Source organism: Glycomyces terrestris, from assembly GCF_003933745.1.
Lineage (GTDB): Bacteria > Actinomycetota > Actinomycetes > Mycobacteriales > Micromonosporaceae > Glycomyces > Glycomyces terrestris.
Window position 1 is genome coordinate 171,764 of the sequence record NZ_RSEB01000001.1, and the last position, 19,889, is coordinate 191,652.

Here is a 19,889-nt window from a genome sequence, read left to right on the forward strand (position 1 = left end):
GGTCGATCGTGGCGGATCGGCGGTCAGAAGTGCAAACGTTGTTGCCGAATGGCAAAATCGGGGGATGGAATCGAACCTCGACCGCACGCTCGACGCCGTCGGCCCGCGCCTCAAGCGGCTGCGGCTCCGCCGGGAGATCACGCTCGCCGACCTCGCCGCGCAGACGGGGATCTCCGCCAGCACCCTGTCCCGGCTCGAATCGGGGCTGCGCAGGCCGACGCTGGAGCAGTTGCTGCCGCTCGCGCGCGTCCACGGCGTGACGCTCGACGAGCTCGTGGACGCGCCGCCGACCGGCGACCCGCGCGTGAACCTGCGGCCGGTCGCGTGCGAGAACGGCGCGGTGGTCCTGCCGCTCACCCGCAGGCCCGGCGGCATCCAGGCGTACAAGTTCATCCTGCCGACCGGGGACGACGCGGCGGTGCCGCAGCTGCGGACCCACGAGGGCTTCGACTGGGCCTACGTGCTCAACGGCACGCTGCGCCTCGTGCTCGGCGAGCACGACCTCCGGCTCAGACCCGGCGAGGCCGCGGAGTTCGACACCCGCACCCCGCACTGGTTCGGCGCGACCGGCGCCGGACCGGTCGAGTACCTCAGCCTCATCGGCAGGCAGGGCGAACGCGCCCACATCCGCGCCCGGTCCGAACCGGGCGGCCGCGCCGACGGCCCGCGCCGGTGAGCATGGCCGGCACGGGTTCCGAAGCGGCGGGTCCGGGCCCCGCAACTATGCTCAGGACATGGCACTCATCTACCGAGCCACCGTGAGCCCCACCAAACTCGAACTGCTGGCCGCCTGGCTTCCCGGCCGCCCCTGGCACGCCGGCCCGGCCGGCGACCTCGAACAGGTCGCCGCGTACCGCTTCGACGACCCGGCCGGCGAGGTCGGCGTCGAGACGCTGCTGGTCCGCTCCGGCGGCGGGCCCGTGTACCAGGTGCCGCTCACCTACCGGGCCGCGCCACTCGCGGGCGCGGACGCGTGGCTGGTCGGCACCACCCAGCACTCGGTGCTCGGCGAGCGCTGGGTCTACGACGCCGCGGGCGACCCGGTCTACGCCGCGACGCTCGCCGGCGCGATCATCGCGAACACCGGCCAGGCCGAACAGCTCGTCCTCGTCGACGGCGACCGGCTCGAACCGCGCGAGCTGCCCATGGGCATCGGCAGCACCGCCTCGCCGAACGGCAGCGCGCCCGAGGTGCACCGGATCGAACGCGTCGAGGACGGCGACCCCGCGGAGATCGTCACCGACGCCGTCACGCTGTCGGTGGTCCGCAACCTCGACAAGGGCCCCGAACTCACCGGACCGGCCCTGACCGGCACCTGGCCCGGCCGACCCGAACCGGTCCGCCTCGCCGCCGCCTCGCTCCGGGACTGAGCCCGGACCGAACATCAGCGAACGCGGGCCCGGCGCTCAACTGCGCCGGGCCCGCCTCCGTGCGGCTAGCGGAGGCTCCACCGCTGGTTGGCGGTGCCGCTGCAGGCCCAGAGGATGAGCCGCGTGCCGTTGGCGGTGGCGCCGCCCGTCGCGTCGAGGCAGAGTCCGTTGTGGACGTTGGTGACGGTGCCGTTCGCGTTGACGTTCCAGCGCTGGTTCGCGTTGCCCGTGCAGTCCCAGATCACGGCCTGAGTGCCGTTGGCCGTGCCCCAGCCGTACGCTTCGAGGCACTTGCCGCCCACGCGCAGCTCGCCGGACGCGGTGCGGGTGAAGGACTGGTTCGCGCCGCCGTTGCAGTCCCACAGCACTGCCTGGGTGCCGTTCGCCGTCGAGCCGGCCGGGATGTCGACGCAGCGGTTCGAAGCGGTGCCCACGATCGCGGAGGCGCCCTGACCGGTCAGGCCGAAGAAGCGCAGGGTCTCGATCTCGCGCACCGGCAGGCCGTGGTCGACGCCGGCCATGCTGATCGCCTCGACCGGGGCCTGGCCGCCGGTGCCGCCGTAGCGGGTGCGGGTCCAGTTCGGCTCCGGGGTGTCGGTGTAGTCGGCGGTCTGGTCGGTGCCGTTGACGTTGGTCCACTGGTCGATCTGCTCTTGGAAGTTCGGATAGCGGAGCACGTCGTCCTCGGTGCCGAACCAGACCTGCATGCGCGGCCAGGGCCCCGCGTACCCGGGGTTGGCGCTGCGCACGGCGTCGCCCCACTGCTGCGGGGTGCGGTTGATCTGCCCTTGCGCGCATTCGGAGTTCCACTCCGAGCCGTTGGTGGTGGCGAAGCAGGTGAACGGGACGCCGGCGTAGGTCGACCCGGCCCTGAAGACCTCGGGGTGGGCCCCGAGCAGGACGTTGGTCATCATCGCGCCGGAGGAGACGCCCGTAGCGAAGACCCGGTTCCGGTCGGCCCCGTAGTTCGCGATGACGTACTCGACCATGGACTTGATGCTGACCGAGTCGCCGCCGGTGCCCGAGAGCGACGCCTGGGAGGCGACGTCGAAGCACTTGCTCTCGCGCGTCACCGACGGGTAGACGACGATGTAGCCGTACTGCTCGGCGAGCGCCCGGTACTGCGTGGCGTTGTAGAAGTCGGCGGCGGAACCGCCGCACCAGTGGTTCGCGACCACGATCGCCGGGTTCGCGGCGACGTTGTCGGGCCGGTAGACGTACATCTGGAGGTTGCCGGGATTGCTCCCGAAGTTCGTGATCTGCGTGAGCTGGGCGGCGTGGGCCGCCTTGGGGGCCGCGAAGACCGCCAGCGCCGCGGCGAGCGCGAGGACGATCACGACGACCGCCGCCGCGCCGCGGCGCCATGGGATGAGCGTGGGCAAGGGTTCGCGCCTTTCCTCGAACGGCTTGGCGATGCGCGAGTCCGGCGCTGGGGCGGACCCAACACATCGAGAGATATAGATTCCCGGAATTCTGCCTCGTACAGTACGGAGCGCTCCTTCTGTTTGTCAACCAACGGAACTAATACTTTCTCGGCGGGTCGCTCGTCGGCGCCACTCCGCCGGGGCCGACGGCGAAGCCGGCTGCCGAGGGTACCGATGGAACAGTGGCAAGACCGCCGCCGCGCCTGATTCGGCCGTCGAGGGCCTGCGAGTTCGACCGAGTCGCGGGCGGCACGCTCCGCTCTCTAGACTATGTTGCGTTGACCAACTAAGTCGCCATGCCGAGAGGGCCCGCCCCGTGACCGCGTCCCGAGTGTCCGCCGCCGCGCGCCCGGTCCGCTTCGCCACGCGCCTGGACCACGCCGCCGACCGCGCCGGACTCGAACCTCGGCACACCCCAGAGCACCCAAGGGAGTACCCGTGAACGACCGACCGCGCAACGACCTCGCTTCACCGGCACCGGGCACGCAGGCCACCGGGCTGCTCGTCGGCGCCAACTACCACCCCCACGACTCCGACCCCGCGACCTGGCGGCGCGACGCCGCGATGATGCGCGAGGCCGGCATCACCGTGGTGCGGCTGGGGCACCTCGCGTGGGACACCTTCGAGCCGACCGACGGCGAGTTCGCCTTCGAGTGGTTCGACGAGGTCATGGACCTCATGCACGAGCACGGCATCGGCGTCATCCTCGACATCGCGGTCCGGCCCGCGCCCCTGTGGCTCCACCGCAAGCACCCCTCGATCGACGTGGTCGACCCGAACGGCAACCGGCTCTACGCGAACCACCGGTACATGGACGACGTCGGCGACCCCGGCTTCCGCGCCCACGCGAAGCGCTTCGCCGAACGGCTCGTGCGCCGCTACGCCGCGCATCCCGCGCTGGCCGCGTTCGGCATCGACAACGAGCCCGGCGACGGCCCGATCTCCTACTCCGAGACCGTGAGGGAGCGGTTCGTCGACTGGCTGCGCGCCAAGTACGAGACGCCCGCGGCACTGAACCGGGCATGGGCCGGGCAGCGGTGGTCGCGCCGGATCGGCGACTTCGAGGACGTCGGCCTGCCGACGCCCGGCAACGGGGGCGCCGCGCCCGAGCGCGTCCTGGACTTCCGGCGGTTCGTCTCCGACGAGGTCGACGCCTACCTGACCGAGCTGCTCGACGTGGTCGAGACGCACGCGCCGGGCGCGCTGACCACAACGAACATGTGGTACTACAGTCCACTGCGGCACTTCGACTTCGCCCCGATCGCCTACACCGGGCGCCTGAACCGCGCCGGGAACGGCTTCTATCCCGGCAACTCGATCCTTGACGGCGACGGGCTGCGCCATGCCCTGTTCGGCATGGCCCGCATCCAGTACGAGAACACGAACCCGTTCTGGTGCACCGAGTTCACCACGATGACCGCCACCCCCGGCTCGATCCGCAAGTCCGCCTACGCCTCCCTCATGCTCGGCAACCAGCTCGTGTGCGGCTGGACCTGGCAGACCATGCACGCGGGCGAGGAGCAGTTCCTCCAAGGCATGGTCGACTGGGACGGCCGGCCGAACCGCAAGCTCGACGAGTACCGCCGCATCGCCGAGGAGTTCGCCAAGATCGGCTCGCACTTCCCCTACCGTCCCGAAGCCGAGATCGCCGTCGCGCTCGACTTCCCGAGCCAGATCGCCTCCGCGGCCTTCCCCGAACGCCATGACGCACAGGCGCAGACCGCGTTCGAGGCCGTCCTGGACCGCAACCTCGACGCCCGCATCGTCGACCTGTCGCGGAGCGCCCTCGACTACAAGCTCCTCATCGTCCCCGGCGTGCTCGTGCTCGACGAGGAGGCCGCGGCGAGGATCCGCTCGTTCGTCGAGCGCGGCGGCACCGCGATCATGACCTCCTACTCGGCGACCCTCGACGCTGACGGCCAGGCGTTCGACACGACCAGGCCGGGCCGGCTGGCCGACGTGTTCGGCATCCGCGTCGGCTCCTACGAGGAACCGCAGTTCCTCAACGAGCTCGCGCGCGGGCGCACCGGCGACCACGGCGTCGACCTGGTGGTCGGCGGCGAGCGGATCGCCCTCACCACACCCCGGTTCGACGTCGTCGAGCCCGGCAGCGCCGAGGTCCTCGGCACCACGGCCGGGCTCGACCGGGACCACCCGGTCGTCACGGTGAACGAATACGGCGCCGGACGCGCGGTCTACCTGGGAGTCCCGGCGCGCCGCGAGGTGCTGGACGCGGTGCTCGACGCCGAGATCGATCGGCTCGGCATCCGCCGCGGTCCGGCCGTGCCCGCCGGCGTGATGGCGCGCCGGATCGACGGCGACCACGTCCTGTACCTCAACCTCGACGGCGAGCCGAAACCGATCGAGCTGCCCGGCAAGGCCGTGAGCCTGCTCAACGGCAACGGCTACGACGGGGGCTTCACGCTCGGCGCGTTCGACGCCGAGTTCGTCGAGACCAATTCCTGAGCGGTCTGATCGCGGCCGACGAGGGGCGGCCGGTCGGCGAGGCGGGCGAACCCGGTGCGGTGGAACGGGATCGGGCCCGCCGTGGCGGCTCGAACCGGTGCGGCGGCCCGCCTCGAGGGGCGGGCCGCCGCTGCCGGCGTCAGTACGCCTGGGTGCCGTACCCCTTGCGCATCGTGGCGAGGTTGTACGCCTGCCAGTGCGACGTCGAGTCGCCGATGTGGCCGCCCTTGCCGATCCGCTCCAGGACCTCGTGCACGTCCTGCTTGCTCTCGGCGTTCCAGGTCCCGGTGACCTCGGTGCCCTTGCCCCAGATGTACCGGCAGCTCGCCTGGAGGTGCTGGACCTGGGACTTGTCGTCGGAGTGGAAGGCGGGGGCCTCGGTGCCGGACAGCATGTTGTCGATGTGGACGGACCGCTTCTGATGGTCGCTGTACAGGTAGGTGCGGACCGACCGGAAGTGGTGGTGGAGTGAGGCCACGGTCGCCCAGAACTTCCGGCGGGTGTCGGTGAGCGTGGAGCCGGTCTGGTGCTTCCAGGCTTCGCGGTCGCCCCAGAAGACCCGGGAGGGGCTGTCGGTGCCGACGCCGGCGTAGATGCGGGTCAGGTCGAAGGCCCGCCCCTGGTTGTGCGCGGCGATGCCGCTGCTGTCGCTGTGGACGCCGGAGGACCAGACGGTGAGGTCCATGCGGTACGGGGTGTTCTCGTACCAGAGCTGCAGCCAGGAGTTGAGCCGGTCGTGGAACGCGGGCCGGTAGCCGAAGGACTTCGGGTCACCGGTGGCCTCGCTGTACGTCCGCTGGCGCCAGATGCCGGGGTAGGTGGTGATGTCGCCGTGGGCCTGCGCGGCGGACGCGGGGAGCAGGGTCCCGGCCGCGGCGGCCGCCCCGCCGGCGGCGAGCGCGAGGAGGCGGCGGCGGTCGAAGCCGCCGGTCGGAACGGGTGACGGGGTGTTGCTGCCGGTCTCGAGCATGAGGAGGCGCCCTTCTCAGGAGTCTTGGGGTTCGGAGCCGGAGGGCTCGCGATTCGCGGGCTCCCCGGTGGGGGCCGGTGGCGGCGACCGCGCTGCGGCCGGACCGGCAGAGGCCATTCAAGCCGGGAACGGTGCCGCCGCCAAGGCGGAACGGCGGCGGGAGACCGGCAGGATCGCGGGGGCCGGGCCGCGGGCCGCGGCGCACGGGGCGGCCGTGCCGGTTCCGTGCGGAGTCCGTGCGGGGGCTCGCCAGGGTGGCGGGAGGTCCGCGGTGCGTCGATCGAGAAGGAGGGACCGCATGGACGCCGATGTCGTCGAGCCTCGCGGCGTGCGGAGGGATGCCGGGGAGGGCCCCGAGCGCGGGTTCGGGGCGATGCCCGCGCCCGGGAAGGCCGCCGCGGTCCTGATCTGGTGCCAGACCGGCCTGCTGGTCCTGTTCCTGGTGCTCGGCAGGGCGGGGGCGGCCCCGACTGAGTTGGCGCTGCCGGACGACCTCGCGATGTCGCTGCTCGCCGGGGCGTGGACGGTGCTGCACGGCTCCTTCGTCTTCGCGCTGTCGTTCGCCCTGTTCTGGGGGAGGAACTGGGTCCGGATCACGCTCGTGGGCTATTACACGCTGATGATGGTCAGGTCGGCGGCTGCGATGATCGCGGCGGACCTCAGCGGATCGAACTTCCGCGACCTCGCGCTCGGCGCGGTCATGGTGTGGCTGCTGCTGACCCCGGCCATGCGCGCCTGGTGCCGTCCCGTCCCACCGCGGCCCTCACTTCGCCGGTGAACGCCAGGCGGTGAGCTTGGCGGGGTTCCGCACGACCCAGAGGCGCCGGACCCGGTCCCCCGCGGTGGCGACCGCGATGACGGCCATGACGTCGCCGCTCCCGTCCCTCGCGAGCAGTCCCGTGCGGCCGTTGACGTCCGCGACCTCGACGGTCAAGGCGGGCGCCTTCTCGTGCACGCCGGCCAGCAGCGCCGCGACGCCGGCGGCGCCGACCACCGGGGCGGTCGGGGCGCTGACCAGTCCGCCGCCGTCGACCACGGCGGCGGCACCGGGGTCGAGGAGGGGCAGCAGCCGGTCCGGGTCGCCGTGCTGCCAGGCGTCCTTGAAGGCGGCCACGACGCGGGCGTGGACGGCCGGATCGACCTCGCGGCGCCGCCCCTCCCGGACGCGTCGCCTCGCAGCCGAGGCCAGCTGGCGGCAGGCGCCGGCGGAGCGGCCGACGATCGCGCCGATCTCGGCGAAGCGGTATCCGAAGACGTCGTGGAGCACGAACACGACCCGCTCCGCGGGGGTCATCGTCTCCAGCACGAGGAGCAGCGCGTAGCCGACCGTCTCCTCACGCGCGGCGAGCTCCGCCGGATCGCCGCGGTCCTCCGGCCCGCTCGCGGCGGCGAGCGCGCCCGGCGCGGGTTCGGGGAGCCATTCGCCGACGTACCGCTCGCGGCGGCGGCGCGCCGACCCGAGGACGTCCAGGCAGATGCGGCTCACGACCGTCACCCTTCAGGCGGCGGGCGACTCGACCGCCGCCCGGTCCGGCTCCGGGAGGGCGTACCAGCGGGCGTAGCCCTCCTGCACGGCGTCCTCGGCGTCGGCGAGGGAACCGAGCATCCGGTACGCGATGCCCAGCAGCAGCGTCCGGTCCTGCATTCGCTCGTCCCTCCCCTGCGGCGCCGCCGATGCAACGCCCCCACCGTAGCGGCTTCGCGCTGCGGCAGGAGTGATGTGACCCACTGGGACGGGGCCGCGACCTGACACCGCGCCCCCGTGCCTCGTCATGTCGGTTGCGGGCGGTTCGAACGCCCCGAACAGACAAGGAGCACCGGAAATGTCAGCACAGGCCGTCACCTTCATCAGCGTCTTCGACGTGGCACCGGAACGGCAGGAGGAACTGGTCGAGGTCCTCACCGAGGGCGCCGAGTCGGTCATCAGCCGGCAGCCCGGGTTCGGCTCGATCGAGCTCTACCAGAGCCTCGACGGCACCCGGGTCGTCAACATCGCCCAGTGGGACTCCGTCGCCGACGCCGCGCGGACCCGCGAGCACCCGGAGGCCGTCGCCTACGCGGCTCGCGCGGCGGCGATCGCCGCCGCCTCGCCGTCGATGTACCGGCGCACGGTCACCGTGCCGCCGCGCTGACGCCGCCGGCACGGCGCCGACCCGTCAGGCTGGCGGGTCGGCGCGGGCCGCATGAGCGTGCTTTCACGCGTCGGCGGCCGGGTTCGGGTGCGCGGGGCGCCAGCCGAGTTCGCGGGTCGCCTTGTCATGGCTGACACGCAGGTTCGTGTCGATCATGAGGGCCCCGAGGTACGGGACGGCGAGGCGGAGCAGCCGTCCCGGCAGCCGCATCGGGCTGCGCCCTCCCGCCGCCGCCATGGCGTCGCCGATCGCACCCCAGGTCGCCGGGACGCCGTCCACCAGGTTGTACGCGCCGGGGGCGCCGTGTTCGAGGGCGGCCGCGGTGCCGGCCGCGGCGTCCTCGGTGTGGATCCACGGCACGACGCCGCCGCCGTCGGCGGGGATCGGGATCGACCGTTTGCTCGCGGCCGGGTCGAACCAGGTGCCGGGACCGTAGAACAGGCCGTAGCGCAGCGCGATCCCGCCGACTCCTCGCGCCTGGTCCTCCGCCGAGTTGAGCCCGTCGAGCACGTGGTCGGTGAGGTTGCCGGCGTGCTCGCCGAAGGGGTCGTCCTCGGTCAGGACCCGGTCGCCGTGGTCGCGGTACCCGTAGCCGAGCGCCATGGACTGGGTCAGGAAGCGGGTGGCGCCGAGGATCTCGGCGGCGGCCAGGAGGTTCGCCGTCCCGGTCTTGCGGAGGGCGGTGCTCGGATCGCGCTCGTCCAGGGTCCGCTTGGGTTTGGCCAGCGCCGTCAGCTGGGAGACGACCGCATCGGCCTTCAGGCCCTCGACGGCCCGCAGCAGCCCCTCGCGGTCCATGGCGTCGCCCGGGACCGGGGTCGCGCCGAGTTCCCGCACGGTCTGCGCGGCGGCGTCGCTGCGCGCCAGGCCGAGCACCTCGTGCCCGGACTCGATCAACGCCCGGGTCAGCGGGCGGCCGATGGCGCCGGTCGCGCCGGCGACGAGTACCTTCATGGACTTGCTCCTCGGTCGGGGGACGGACTCCGGCGCCGTTGCGCCGCAGCCGGTGCTGACGGATTCATATCATCCCGAGCGGACGCCGTCCCGCCGTCGGCCGCATCGACGGGCGATGCAGGAACCGTGTGGCACTCGTGGGCGGGTCGAGGACGCTCGACGTGATCGTCGAACCACGGCCGCTCGGCCGGAATTGGAGTCATCCCCCATGGAACATCGAAACGTCTCAAGGCGCGGCGCCCTCATCGCCGGAGCGGCGGGCCTGCTCGCCCTGCCGTTCGGCGGCGCCGCCGCGCAAGCCCAGGACGTCGGCGTCAACGCCGGCCCCAAGGTCTATCTGGACCCCGGTCACGGCGGCACCGACCCGGGGGCGACCCACTACGGCCTCCAGGAGAAGTGGCTGACGCTGTCCATCGCCCGCCATGCGCGCGACCACCTGCTCGCCCACGGCTACCAGGTCAGGATGTCCCGCAACTCGGACGTCTACCGCAGCCTCGAATACCGGACGAGCGACGCGAACGACTGGGGCGCCTCGGTCTTCGTGAGCATCCACATCAACTCCAACGGCGGCACCGGCTTCGAGAGCTACCGCTCCCCCGGGGCCTCGGATCGGACCATGCGCCTCCAGAACGAGGTCCACTGGGGCGCCCTGAACCGGATGCGCCTGGCCGACTCCTCGATCGAGAACCGCGGCAAGAAGGAGGCGGCGTTCTACGTGCTGGTGAACACCCGCATGTCGGCGGTGCTCACGGAGAACCTGTTCATCGACACCGCTCAGGATGCGAACCTGCTGGACCGCGACGGGTTCCGCGAGAAGTGCGGCATCGGGCACGCGCTCGGCATCCGCCGCTTCTTCGGCGAGAACGTCTGAGAGCGGGCCGAGACCCCCGCGCGGCGCTCGGAGGAGCGCCGCGCGGGGGTCTCGCGCGTCCCGGCGGCGGTCGGTCATGTCGGTTCCTCCCCGGGGTGAAGGCTCCCGAGCCGAGGCCGGCCCGCCGAGGACGACGCTCGGCGGGCCGGTGCACGGGACAGGATTCGAGGTCAGACGGTCTCGACGCCGAGGATGCGGAAGACCCCCATGCGGTCGTCGCTGCCGTACTCGTTGTGGTAGCCGACGGGCACGCCTTCCTGCTGCGCGTCGAAGACGTTGCCGTTCCCCGCGTAGAAGGCGACGTGGTCGACCACGCCGTCACCGCTGAAGTCGTAGAAGATCAGATCGCCCTGCATGGCGTCCGCATAGGACACCTGCTCGGCGTAGAACTTCGACTCCGCGGTGTGGCTGCGCACCCAGCTGTACATGTCGCGCGAGGCCCGCACCGACCAGTCCGGGAAGAACGCGATCTGGTTGTAGGAGGCGTAGACGAGGCCCGAGCAGTCGTAGCCCGGTCCCGTGCCGCCCCAGACGTACGGGGCGCCCTGCTTGTCGAGGGCGTTCGAGTACGCCAGGGCGGTCCAGTTATAGATGTTCTTCTCCTTGGTGCAGTTGCTGCCCTCGCCTTCGGTGCCGTCCTTCACCTGGATCCACAGGTGGTTGATGCCGCCGATGGCGCCAGGGTTCCAGTCCAGCTTCCGCGCGGAGACGGTGCCGCCGCCGGACAGGACGTAGTAGTTGTTGCCGGTGCCGAACTCCCAAGCCGAGGCGTCGTGCTGGTAGTCGTGCGCGTGGATGCGCAGGACCGGGCTCTTGCCGTTCTGGTCGGTGTCCGTCAGGCGCCACCAGACGTTGATGACGCTCGGGGACTTCCACTTGATCTGGATCTTCGCTTCGGCGCCGCCGCACGAGATGGTCCACGATCCGCTCGGATTGTCGAGCTGGTCGGCCGCCGACGCGGACGGCACCGCGACCGTCATGCCGGCGACGAGCAGGCTCGCGACGGTCGCGAGCCAGATCGCCGCTCTCCGTACGATGTTCATGCAGTTCCTCTCGGAGGTTCCGGACGGGGTTGTTGGGGGCTGCGTCCGTCCGTACGCATCGTCATCGAGCATTTCCGGAGCGCGCACGGCCGGGGCACGGCTCGCGCACGGGGAGTCCGTGCGGCGGCCGCCCTGAATCCGGCACTGCGGCCGCCGCAGCGGCATCGGGAGGAGAGGCGGGCTCGCGCGTCGGCAGTGCGACTGCCGCCCTTGGCAGCCCGTGAACGCGCGTCAGGAGCGGAGCACGGCGTCGGCGAGCCTCGCGGCGGCGCCGGGGGCGAGATCGAGGTACAGGCAGGGCTCGACCGCTTCGAGTTCGAGGAGGGTCGGCTCGGAGTCCGGGCCGGGCACGAGGTCGACCCGCGCGAAGGTCGGCACGCCGAACCGGTCGGCGACCTGCTCGACGACCCGGTTCGCGAGCGCGATCTGGGCCGCGTCGGCCTGGCCGGCGGTCACCAGGTCCGGATCGAACATTGCTGCGGCGGCGACGATCGCGTCCGCGGCCTGCACCAAGGGGGCCGTCTCATTCGGACGGAGCACCGGCTTCTTGTGCAGCACGTGGGACAGCTCGCCGCCGAGGAAGACGAGTGCGGTCTCGCCCTCGGTGCCGATGCGGTGCAGGTAGGGCTGGATCATCGCCGTGCGGCCCGAGTCGGTGATGCGCCGCACCAGGGCGCGCGCCTGGTCGTGGTGGGAGGGACCGAACCGTCCGGTGTCGACGGCGCCGGCGGAGACCGTCGGCTTCACGACGACCTCGCCTTCGAACCGGGGAACGGCGTCGGTGGGCCCGACGAACTGCGTCGGGACGGTCGGCGCGTCGATGTCGCTCAGATAGGTCTTGTCGGAGTTCCACTCGACCAGGGCGGGAGCGTTGAGCAGCCGCCCGGCCCCGACCGAGTGCGCCCATCGCACGAACTCGGCCCGGGACGGCGTGTAGTCCCAGGTGCTGCGGATCAGGACGCGGTCGAAGCCGTGCCAGTCGACGTGGGGGTCGTTCCAGACGGCGTACTCGCCGCCGAGGAGCGCGACCGCCTCGTGGTCGTCCTCGAACCCTTCGGGCAGGCCGGCGCAGGTCGCGATCGCGATGCGCGTCACCGTCCGCCTCCCGCCGGGTCGGCGGGTCCGTTCAGGGCGTGTTCATTCCACATTGCTCAGTGGTCCTTTCTGCGGCTGTTCCCGGGCGGCTGTGTTCCGGGCGACGACTCCGAATTCTCCGTCGCGGCGTCGGCGTCCGGCAACCCGGTCTGGGCCGCGGGGCGCGCCGCGCCAACGAGCATGAGGACGCCCGCGAGGACGAGGAGCAGGAGCGGCGACGGCCCGGAGGCGATCTCGCCGATGACCGTCCACAGCATCAGGATCCACGGGACGACCCGCGGTGCCGCGGCTCCGCGCAGTCCGAGCGAGAGGACCGTGACGCCGAGCAGGAGCATCGGGATCCCGAAGCTGTAGTAGCTGTACCAGAACGCGCCGGTGACCGGCGTGAACTCGGTGACGTCGCGGTTCACCTGCTCCCAGAGGGCGCCGTCGAGCCAGGCGCCGCCGTGGCGCGGTGCGACCTGGAGCGGGGCGACGGCGGAGTGGACGATGCCGACCAGGGTGATGATGGCGCCGCCGGCGACGACGGGGCGGTTGCGGCGGGTCATGAGGCGCCGCCTTCCGCTCGACGCGCCGCGCGTCCGGCGGCGGCTTCGAGGTCGCTGATGAGCATGTCGCACATGCGCACCTGGTCCGGCACGGGAATCGGCGGGACGAGGTGCATCGACCCGACGCCGACGAGGTAGATCAGTCGGGCGGTCTCGTCGGCGCGATCGGTGTCGGCGATGGCGCGGCACTGGCGCCGCAGGTAGTCGAGCCGCTTCGCGTCGACTCGTGCGATGCACGACCGGGCCGCCTCGTCGTGGCTCGCCCAGATGCGCATCCGCGGCTCGACGGCCACGCTCACCTCGTCGGCCACGGAGGCGTCGATGAGCGCGCGCAGCTTCACCGCGCCGTCGTGGACCGGGAGCGATTCGACGAGGTCGATGAACGCCTGCGTCTCCCGCTGCTCGAAGTGGTCCAGCAGGGCGGCATGGTATCCGGCCATGCCTTTGAAGTGGTGGTAGAAGGAGCCCTTGCTCAAGCCGAGCCGTTCGCTGAGGGCGTCGATCGTCACCGCCTTCACACCCGATTCCGCGAGCAGGGTCAAGCCTTCGTCGAGCCATCGCTCCTTCGACGCCGTGGGCATCGCGATCACCTCCATCATGACCGTACCATACCGTATGGTATGGTCTTGGGCAAGGGGCCGCTCCCGCGATCGAAGGCAGCGGCTCTCGACGTCGATCGAGTGCCGCGCTTCCGGCACCCGCCCCACGAGAACAGCACAGCGCCCCCGATCACCCCCGGCGGTACGACGTCGGCCCGGAACCGGCGGCCCTCGTGCACCTGAAGAAGGGACCGACCCCGTGTACGAACGAGCCGGCAGAATTCTGTATTGGACACTCGCCATCGCGGTGGCGGTGTCGGTGGTCCACTACATCGACAACTACGCGAACTACGACGACTACCCCGTCCCCCACGCCCACAGCCGGTTCCCGGTGCCGTCGGCGACGGTCGTCGGCGTCTCGTGGTTCGTGTTCACCGCGTTCGGCGCCGCCGCGGTCCTGCTCTGGCGACGGCGCGCGATCGCGTGGTCCGCGGCGGCGCTGGGCGTCTACTCGCTCTCCGGCCTGGTGGGCATCGTCCACTACCTGATGCCGGGCGCCACCGACATGGCCTGGTGGCGCCAGACCCACGTCATCCTCGACATCGCCTGCGGACTGGCCTTGCTGGCGTTCGCCGTCTGGGCGGGCGTCCGCCACGGCGAACTCGGTGAGACCCGGCGCTGAGGCGCGCCCGGAACGTCGTTCGCGTGGGCCCCTAGCCCCGCAGCTCGGAGAGGTCGAACGCCGGCTCGGGCCGGTGCACGCCGGCGGGGCGGTAGCCGAGGGACTCGGCGACGCCCGCGAGATCGGCGAGGTACCAGAGCGTCGCGGCCCACATCTCCGTGCCCTGCAATCCGGGCCGGTGCTCCGCGGTCAGCGGCCCGCCGAGCGGGGCGACCCGGAAGGCGAAGCCCTCGTGCGGCTGCCAGCGCGCCATCGTCTCGGTCGCCAGCCGCTCGGCGAGCGCGGCGACCTCCGCCCTGCGGTGGGAGGTCTGCTTCGCGGTGATCCACAGTGGATGCGCGATGTCGAGTGCGTTGCACGCGGTGGTGCGGCCGGGGCCGAAGTGCCGCTCGTCGCCCGCGTGGGCGAGGACGGCGTCGATGACCCGTTCGGGGTGGGGGACGGGGAGTCCGTACTGCGCGAAGGTGCCGCGGACGGCGCGGTAGTAGCCGTTGACGGCCTGGAGCATTCCGTCGGAGAGCCGCGGTTCGGTCCACATGCCGGTGTCGCGGCGGGCGTTGGTCAGCAGCCAGCCGAACATCGCGTCCGCCTGTTCGCGGGCGGTCCCGGCCGCGCCGGTGCGGAGGTTCCACAGCAGCGCGGTGCCGAGCGTGTCGACGCCCGCGCCCGCCGACCAGCCCATGTCCTTCCAGGGCTGGGCCTTCAGGAGTGCGATGACCTCGCCGGGGCTGAGCCGCTCCACCGCCCGGATCGGGTGCTCGAAGCGGCTGCCGAGCAGGTCGAGGGCGTAGCCGAGGCTGAGGACGTGGTAGTGCGCGGACCCGTCCTCGAACCCGGCGGGCGGGGGCGCGTGCCGGCCGTCGACGAGGAGCGGGGTGAGGCCGGTGGCCGGGTCCTGGTTCTGGCGCAGCCGTGCGATGTGCTGCTCGCGGGTGAGCTGTTCGGGGGGTTCGCCGGTGAGCAGCATCGACAGCTCGACCGCGTCGGCGTGCGCGCGCAGGGAGGGGCCCGAGCCGGGTGCGTCGACGTAGCGGCCGCGGCCGGTGCCGTCGGCGGCGAGTCCGTCGGGTTCCCAGCTGCGGGCGATGATGCCCGGGGCCTGTTCTCGGGCGGCGGCGCCGAAGTCGTGCAGCGCCGAGGCCAACGCGTGCCGTGCGGACTTGCGGGGGGCCCGCCGGTCCCGGATGAGGCGGGCGGGGTTGCCGGCGACGATCGCCCAGTCGGGCACGTCGGCGGTGACGACCGAGCCCGCGCCGATGACGGCGTGCGATCCGATGCTGACGCCGTCCACGATGACGACGTTCGAGCCGATCCACACGTCGTCGCCGATGCGGATGCCGGCCTCGACGCTCGCCTGGTGGTAGATCCTCCGGTCGGGGGCCATCCCGTGGTTGAAGCCGAGGATCGAGGTGTGGGCGCCGATGCGCACGCCCTCGCCGGTGGTGACGGTGCCGCGGATGACGGTGAACGGGTTGACCGTGCAGTCGTCGCCCATGTTGACGGTGCCGGTGATGTACGCGTGCGCCGCGACGTAGGAGTCCTTCCCGAGGGTGAACTCGGTCGGCTCGACCATCGCCAGTTCGGAGATGAAGGTGCGCTCGCCGATGGCGCCCTTGGCGCGCTTGAGGATGCCGGCTTGGCGGCGCAGCTGGTCCTCTTGCTGCTGGGGGGTGGCGTGCTGCCAGAACATCCAGCCGTTGTAGTCCAGGGCCAGGGGGTCGCGGGTGGTGTGGTCGGTGGGGTCGGACATCGGGGCGTCCTCTCGTTCAGGCCGAGCGTGCCAGGGTGCGGGGGTCGACGGGGAAGTGCAGTGGGGCGCCGCCGGCGACGCGGCGGACTTCGTCGAGGACGCCGGCGCCCAGGCGATGGAGCTCGCGGCCGACCGATCCGGCGAGGTGCGGGGTCACGATGACGTTCTCCATCCGGGCGAGGGCGCGCCCGCTCTCGCCGGGGTGGAGCAGGTCCAGGATCGCCTGGATGCGGCCGGTGGCCGCGACGCGCGCGAGGGCGTCCTGGTCGATGATCTCAGCGCGCGAGGTGTTGATGAGCGTGGCCCCGGGCCGCATGGCGCTCAGCTCGTCCGCGCCGATCAGTCCCCGGGTCTGGGGGATCGAAGGCGCGTGGACGGTCACGACGTCGCTGTCGCGGACGAGGACGTCGAGCGGCACGAGCTCGGCCCCGAGCGCGGCGGCCCCGGCGGCGTCGAGCGTCGGGTCGGTCACGAGGAGTCGCAGGTCGTAGGCCGCGAGCATCCGCAGGACCAGGGAGCCGACTTGGGAGGCGCCGACGACGCCCACGACCTTCCCGTAGTTGCCGGCGTCGGCGAGTTCGGTGCGGATGTCGGGGTCGGGTTCGCCGCGCCGGGCCCGTCGGGCCATGTCGAAGACGTCCTTGTTGGCGAGCACGATCATCGCGACCGTGTACTCGGCCACCGGGACGGCGTTGGCGGCGACCTGGGAGGAGACGCGGACGCCGCGTTCCCAGAGGGCGTCGGTGACGAAGGGTTTGACCGAGCCCGCGCTGTGGATCACGTACTTGAGCGCCGGGAGGCGTTCGAGGAGGGCCGCGTCGAGCACGGGGCAGCCCCATCCGGTGATGAGGAGCTCGATGCGGTCGGCTTGGGGGAGCCGGTCGACGTCCCGCGGGTCCGTGAGCATCTTCGGTGCGAGGTCGAGCAGGCGGGCGAGCTCCTCGAGCTGCTCGGCGCTGAAGACCTGGTCTCGGAGCGCCGCCGGGGCCATCGCGAACGCGGCGCGCATCTTGGCGTCGGGGAGGCCCGGCTCGACGGTCGATTCGTGTTCGTCTCGCAGCGGCGGGTCGGGCGTCACTTCACTACTCCAGTCGGATTCGGGGCCGTCCAAGTATCCGCAAGCCGACCGACTTTGTCAATACACGAAACTAACGTTCCGATACCGGAGGGACGCGACGCGGCAGCCCGGACCGGCGCGCGACGGCCGGCGGGAGGCGACCGGTGCCGTGCTGGACGGGGGCGCGGATCTGCTCGGCGCGGTTCAGGTCTCGGCGTCGCGCACGAGCAGGGCGATCTGGACTCGGTTGTCGAGCGCGAGTTTGGTGAGGATGCGGCTGACGTGGGCCTTGACGCTGGTCTCGGCGATGCCGAGTGCGCGCGCGATCTGGGCGTTGGAGCGGCCCCGGGCGATCTCGGCGGCCACGGCCCCTTCGCGCGCGGTCAGCTTCGCGAGCCGGTCCCGCGCGGCGCGGGCGGCGGCCGGCGCTTGGCGGGTGTAGGCGGCGACGAGCCGGCGCGCGGCTGCGGGGCCGAGCACGAGCTCGCCGGCGGCGGCGGACCGCACCGCGTCGGCGAGTCTGCGCGGCGGGGTGTCCTTGAGCAGGAAGCCGACGGCGCCTTCGGCGAGCGCGGTGTGCAGGTAGTCGTCGAGGTCGAAGGTGGTCAGCATGATCGCGGTGACGGCGAGGTTGCGGTGCTTGAGCTCGCGGACCATCGTCAGGCCGTCCATGCCGGGCATACGGATGTCGATCAGGGCGACGTCCGGTCGGGATGCCGCGACGGCGTCGAGCGCGTCCGCACCGTTGCCGGCCTCGGCGACCACCTCGATGTCGGCGGCCGGGCGCAGCACCATGCGCAGTCCGGCGCGGACCAACGGCTCGTCGTCGGCCACGAGCACGCGGATCGTCATGGCGGATCACCCGGCCCTCCAGGGGAGGCCGCGATCGGCAGCGGGAGCGCGATGCGCAGCTCGAAGCCGCCGTCCGGGGTGGCGCCGGCGGCCATGGCGCCCTCCAGCAGTGCCACCGCCTCGCGGATCGCGACCAGGCCGATGCCGCTGCCCTGGATCGCACGGACCTCCAGGGCCGGGGCGGCGTTGCGCACGCGCAGGACGGCCCGCTCCGGTGAGCAGTCGAGATCGACGACGGTCGGCACCGCTCCCGCGTGCTTGTGGACGTTCGTGAGCGCTTCGCGCGCCGCCCGCCACAGGGTGCCGGCCACGTGGGCGGGCAGTGCCTCGGGCGAGCCGCGGCGGCGGAGCGTCACCGGCACGCCCGCCCGGATCGACTCGTCGACGAGCCGGTCCAGGTCCGCGGCGGCGCCCGGTGCCCGGTCGCGGGCGGGGTCGCGCAGGACGCCGAGCACCTCGCGCAGCTGCTCCAACGCTTCGACACCGGTGGCGCGGATCAGCTCGGCGGCCTCGGCGGCTTCCGGATCGGCGGTGTTGACCTCGAGCGCGCCCGCGTGCAGGACCATCAGGGAGACGCGGTGGGCGACGACATCGTGCATGTCGTGCGCGATCCGGGTCCGCTCGAGAGCTCGGGCGCGCTCGGCGGCGTCCAGCTGATCGCGTTCGAGGCGTTCGGCGCGCTCGCGGGCCTGTGCGAGGAGGTCGCGACGGGCGGCGGCCCAGAGCCCCGAGCTGAACGGTGTCCAGACGAACAGCGCGGCCGCGCCGAGCCAGCCCGACAGCGCCGCGCCCACGGCTGCGGCCTCGTCGGCGGCCAAGCCGAGAGCGACCGGCACCGCAGTCCATGCCGTCGCCGCCAGCACGAAGGCGAGCCGGGTGGCGGTGCGCCGCAGCCGACGGCTCGCGACCAGCGAGGCGACCAGCGCGCACGCGGCCGCGCCGGTGGGGTCGGCCAGCGGTGCCGCGGCGGCGACGAGCAGCAGCGGCCAGAGCGCGACCGGGGACCACCAGGCGGCGAACGCGGCGGCGAGCGCCAGGAGCGGCGCGGTCCACAAGGTTCGGGCCGCACCGGTCAGTTCGGCGAGATGGCCGGCCGGGCCGGGCTCGCCGGGCAGGAGGGCCGCGGCCAGCACGAGCGCACCCGCCGCCGCGGCGAGCGCCGCGCGCCGCACCCGTGCGGGAACCGTGACCATGCCGGCGAGCCTATCCGCGCCCGCGCGGCCCGGCCTCCCTCCAAGGGACGATCCCGACCCCCTACGAAAGCGACGTGCCGCCGAATCGAACGGCCGACGCGTCCGGCGCGCCGCGAGCCGATCCTGGTGCGATGACGAGATTCGAACGCCTGCAAGCATGGTCGACTCCCACCCGCCGCCGCGCCGACGCCTGGTTCCCCGGGCCGCTCATCGGCGGCCTCGCGCTCGTCGCCGGCCCGGCCCTGTGGTGCCTGGGCCTGCTGCTGCGCGCCCTTCCCGCCCACTCGGACCTGCTCGCGCCCGAGCGCTGGGCGGAGCTGCGGGCGCGGCCGTTCGCGGCGCCCATGGTACTGGCGATGTACGAGGCCGGTCCCGACCTCGTGCTCACCGGTTTCGCCGTCTTCATGCTCGGCGCGCTCGTCCTGGCCTTCGCCTACCCCGCCCTGGCGCACCTCGCCGCCGCCGCTTCGCCGCGGCTGGCGTGGTGGGGCGCTTCGCTGGTGGTCCTGGGCCTGTTCACGCGGCTGTACTGGGCCGGAGTGGAGCAGGCCGCGTTCGTCATGACCGAGCAGCGCGGCGCCGAGGCCGCCGCCCGCTTCGTCCTGGGCGCCTACCCCGATCTGTCCTACGGGCCGTGGCGGATCGTCGTCTGGTCCTCGGCGCTGCATTACCTCGGGTTCGTCCTGCTCGCCGTCGCCGCCTACCGCTCGCGGGTCCTCGGCCTCGCCCGCGGCACGGCGCTGGTGTGGGCCGGGACGATGTGGGGCGGCGTCCTCAAGGAGGCGCACCTCGCCGACGTCCTCGCCGCGGCCGCCGCCTGCGCCGCACTCGCGCCTCTCGGCCTCCGCCTCCTCCGCGGGCCCGCGGCAGGCGAGACCCGCGGCCTGTCCCCCACGATCCGCTGGTGGTGACCCGAACAGCCCGTATGCGGCCGTGCGGGCGC

Annotated in this window: 19 protein-coding genes and 1 pseudogene; 8 read left to right on the forward strand and 12 right to left on the reverse strand. The window is 72.5% G+C overall.

Going from position 1 to position 19,889, the window contains the following annotated elements; genetic code table 11:
• Positions 1-64: 64 nt before the first annotated feature.
• Positions 65-676, forward strand: a complete 612-nt coding sequence (locus EIW28_RS00795) for a helix-turn-helix domain-containing protein (RefSeq protein WP_125245827.1) — start codon at positions 65-67, stop codon at positions 674-676.
• A gap of 58 nt (positions 677-734) precedes the next feature.
• A complete protein-coding gene (locus EIW28_RS00800) occupies positions 735-1,370 on the forward strand; it encodes a CG0192-related protein (protein ID WP_125245828.1) in 636 nt (211 codons plus the stop codon).
• A 65-nt stretch (positions 1,371-1,435) separates the two neighbouring features.
• Here EIW28_RS00800 and EIW28_RS00805 read toward each other — a convergent pair whose 3' ends face one another.
• Entirely contained in the window at positions 1,436-2,752 is a 1,317-nt protein-coding gene (locus tag EIW28_RS00805) for an extracellular catalytic domain type 1 short-chain-length polyhydroxyalkanoate depolymerase (RefSeq protein WP_125245829.1), read from the reverse strand.
• A 480-nt stretch (positions 2,753-3,232) separates the two neighbouring features.
• Between EIW28_RS00805 and EIW28_RS00810 the strand changes: the two genes are divergently transcribed.
• Positions 3,233-5,260 carry a beta-galactosidase gene (locus EIW28_RS00810; protein ID WP_197717000.1) on the forward strand — a complete coding sequence of 676 codons (2,028 nt, stop codon included), beginning with the start codon at positions 3,233-3,235 and terminating at the stop codon, positions 5,258-5,260.
• Positions 5,261-5,399: 139 nt separating this feature from the next.
• Here EIW28_RS00810 and EIW28_RS00815 read toward each other — a convergent pair whose 3' ends face one another.
• Positions 5,400-6,230 (reverse strand): hypothetical protein, encoded by an 831-nt coding sequence (locus EIW28_RS00815; protein WP_125245830.1) that lies wholly within the window; start codon positions 6,228-6,230, stop codon positions 5,400-5,402.
• 298 nt (positions 6,231-6,528) lie between these two features.
• Here EIW28_RS00815 and EIW28_RS00820 point away from each other — a divergent pair, with 298 nt between their 5' ends.
• Positions 6,529-7,008 carry a hypothetical protein gene (locus EIW28_RS00820; RefSeq protein ID WP_125245831.1) on the forward strand — a complete coding sequence of 160 codons (480 nt, stop codon included), beginning with the start codon at positions 6,529-6,531 and terminating at the stop codon, positions 7,006-7,008.
• Here EIW28_RS00820 and EIW28_RS00825 read toward each other — a convergent pair.
• Positions 6,994-7,875 (reverse strand): annotated as a pseudogene (locus tag EIW28_RS00825) (sigma factor-like helix-turn-helix DNA-binding protein). The gene EIW28_RS00820 and the pseudogene EIW28_RS00825 sit on opposite strands and share 15 nt — an antisense overlap.
• A 178-nt stretch (positions 7,876-8,053) precedes the next feature.
• Here EIW28_RS00825 and EIW28_RS00830 point away from each other — a divergent pair.
• Positions 8,054-8,362: an antibiotic biosynthesis monooxygenase family protein gene (locus EIW28_RS00830; RefSeq protein WP_125245832.1), complete on the forward strand. Its 309-nt coding sequence runs from the start codon at positions 8,054-8,056 to the stop codon at positions 8,360-8,362.
• 63 nt (positions 8,363-8,425) lie between these two features.
• On the opposite strand, the gene EIW28_RS00835 is transcribed toward EIW28_RS00830, so the two are convergent.
• A complete protein-coding gene (locus EIW28_RS00835; protein WP_125245833.1) occupies positions 8,426-9,316 on the reverse strand; it encodes an NAD-dependent epimerase/dehydratase family protein in 891 nt (296 codons plus the stop codon).
• Between the two features lie 208 nt (positions 9,317-9,524).
• On the opposite strand from EIW28_RS00835, the gene EIW28_RS00840 reads away from it, so the two are divergent.
• Complete coding sequence (locus EIW28_RS00840) at positions 9,525-10,187, forward strand: N-acetylmuramoyl-L-alanine amidase (RefSeq protein WP_158630238.1); 663 nt, start codon at positions 9,525-9,527, stop codon at positions 10,185-10,187.
• Positions 10,188-10,357: 170 nt separating this feature from the next.
• On the opposite strand, the gene EIW28_RS00845 is transcribed toward EIW28_RS00840, so the two are convergent.
• The 4 genes from EIW28_RS00845 to EIW28_RS00860 form a co-directional block, all read right to left on the reverse strand.
• Positions 10,358-11,230 carry a C40 family peptidase gene (locus EIW28_RS00845; RefSeq protein ID WP_158630239.1) on the reverse strand — a complete coding sequence of 291 codons (873 nt, stop codon included), beginning with the start codon at positions 11,228-11,230 and terminating at the stop codon, positions 10,358-10,360.
• Between the two features lie 231 nt (positions 11,231-11,461).
• The gene (locus EIW28_RS00850; RefSeq protein ID WP_125245836.1) at positions 11,462-12,325 is read right to left on the reverse strand and encodes an ATP-grasp domain-containing protein; all 864 of its coding nucleotides are present in this window, start codon (positions 12,323-12,325) and stop codon (positions 11,462-11,464) included.
• A gap of 56 nt (positions 12,326-12,381) precedes the next feature.
• Positions 12,382-12,873, reverse strand: a complete 492-nt coding sequence (locus EIW28_RS00855) for a DUF6463 family protein (RefSeq protein WP_125245837.1) — start codon at positions 12,871-12,873, stop codon at positions 12,382-12,384.
• A complete protein-coding gene (locus EIW28_RS00860; RefSeq protein WP_197717003.1) occupies positions 12,870-13,472 on the reverse strand; it encodes a TetR/AcrR family transcriptional regulator in 603 nt (200 codons plus the stop codon). The genes EIW28_RS00855 and EIW28_RS00860 overlap by 4 nt, the downstream gene beginning before the upstream one ends.
• A 247-nt stretch (positions 13,473-13,719) precedes the next feature.
• Here EIW28_RS00860 and EIW28_RS00865 point away from each other — a divergent pair, with 247 nt between their 5' ends.
• Positions 13,720-14,094 (forward strand): hypothetical protein, encoded by a 375-nt coding sequence (locus tag EIW28_RS00865; protein ID WP_125245838.1) that lies wholly within the window; start codon positions 13,720-13,722, stop codon positions 14,092-14,094.
• 31 nt (positions 14,095-14,125) lie between these two features.
• Here EIW28_RS00865 and EIW28_RS00870 read toward each other — a convergent pair whose 3' ends face one another.
• The 4 genes from EIW28_RS00870 to EIW28_RS00885 form a co-directional block, all read right to left on the reverse strand.
• Entirely contained in the window at positions 14,126-15,844 is a 1,719-nt protein-coding gene (locus EIW28_RS00870) for an acyltransferase (RefSeq protein ID WP_125245839.1), read from the reverse strand.
• 16 nt (positions 15,845-15,860) lie between these two features.
• Complete coding sequence (locus EIW28_RS00875; protein ID WP_197717004.1) at positions 15,861-16,922, reverse strand: hydroxyacid dehydrogenase; 1,062 nt, start codon at positions 16,920-16,922, stop codon at positions 15,861-15,863.
• Between the two features lie 183 nt (positions 16,923-17,105).
• A complete protein-coding gene (locus EIW28_RS00880; RefSeq protein WP_125245840.1) occupies positions 17,106-17,753 on the reverse strand; it encodes a response regulator in 648 nt (215 codons plus the stop codon).
• Entirely contained in the window at positions 17,750-18,946 is a 1,197-nt protein-coding gene (locus tag EIW28_RS00885) for a sensor histidine kinase (protein WP_125245841.1), read from the reverse strand. Before EIW28_RS00885 ends, EIW28_RS00880 begins: the two co-directional genes overlap by 4 nt.
• Positions 18,947-19,077: 131 nt before the next feature.
• On the opposite strand from EIW28_RS00885, the gene EIW28_RS00890 reads away from it, so the two are divergent.
• Positions 19,078-19,857 (forward strand): hypothetical protein, encoded by a 780-nt coding sequence (locus tag EIW28_RS00890; RefSeq protein WP_125245842.1) that lies wholly within the window; start codon positions 19,078-19,080, stop codon positions 19,855-19,857.
• Positions 19,858-19,889: the final 32 nt, after the last annotated feature.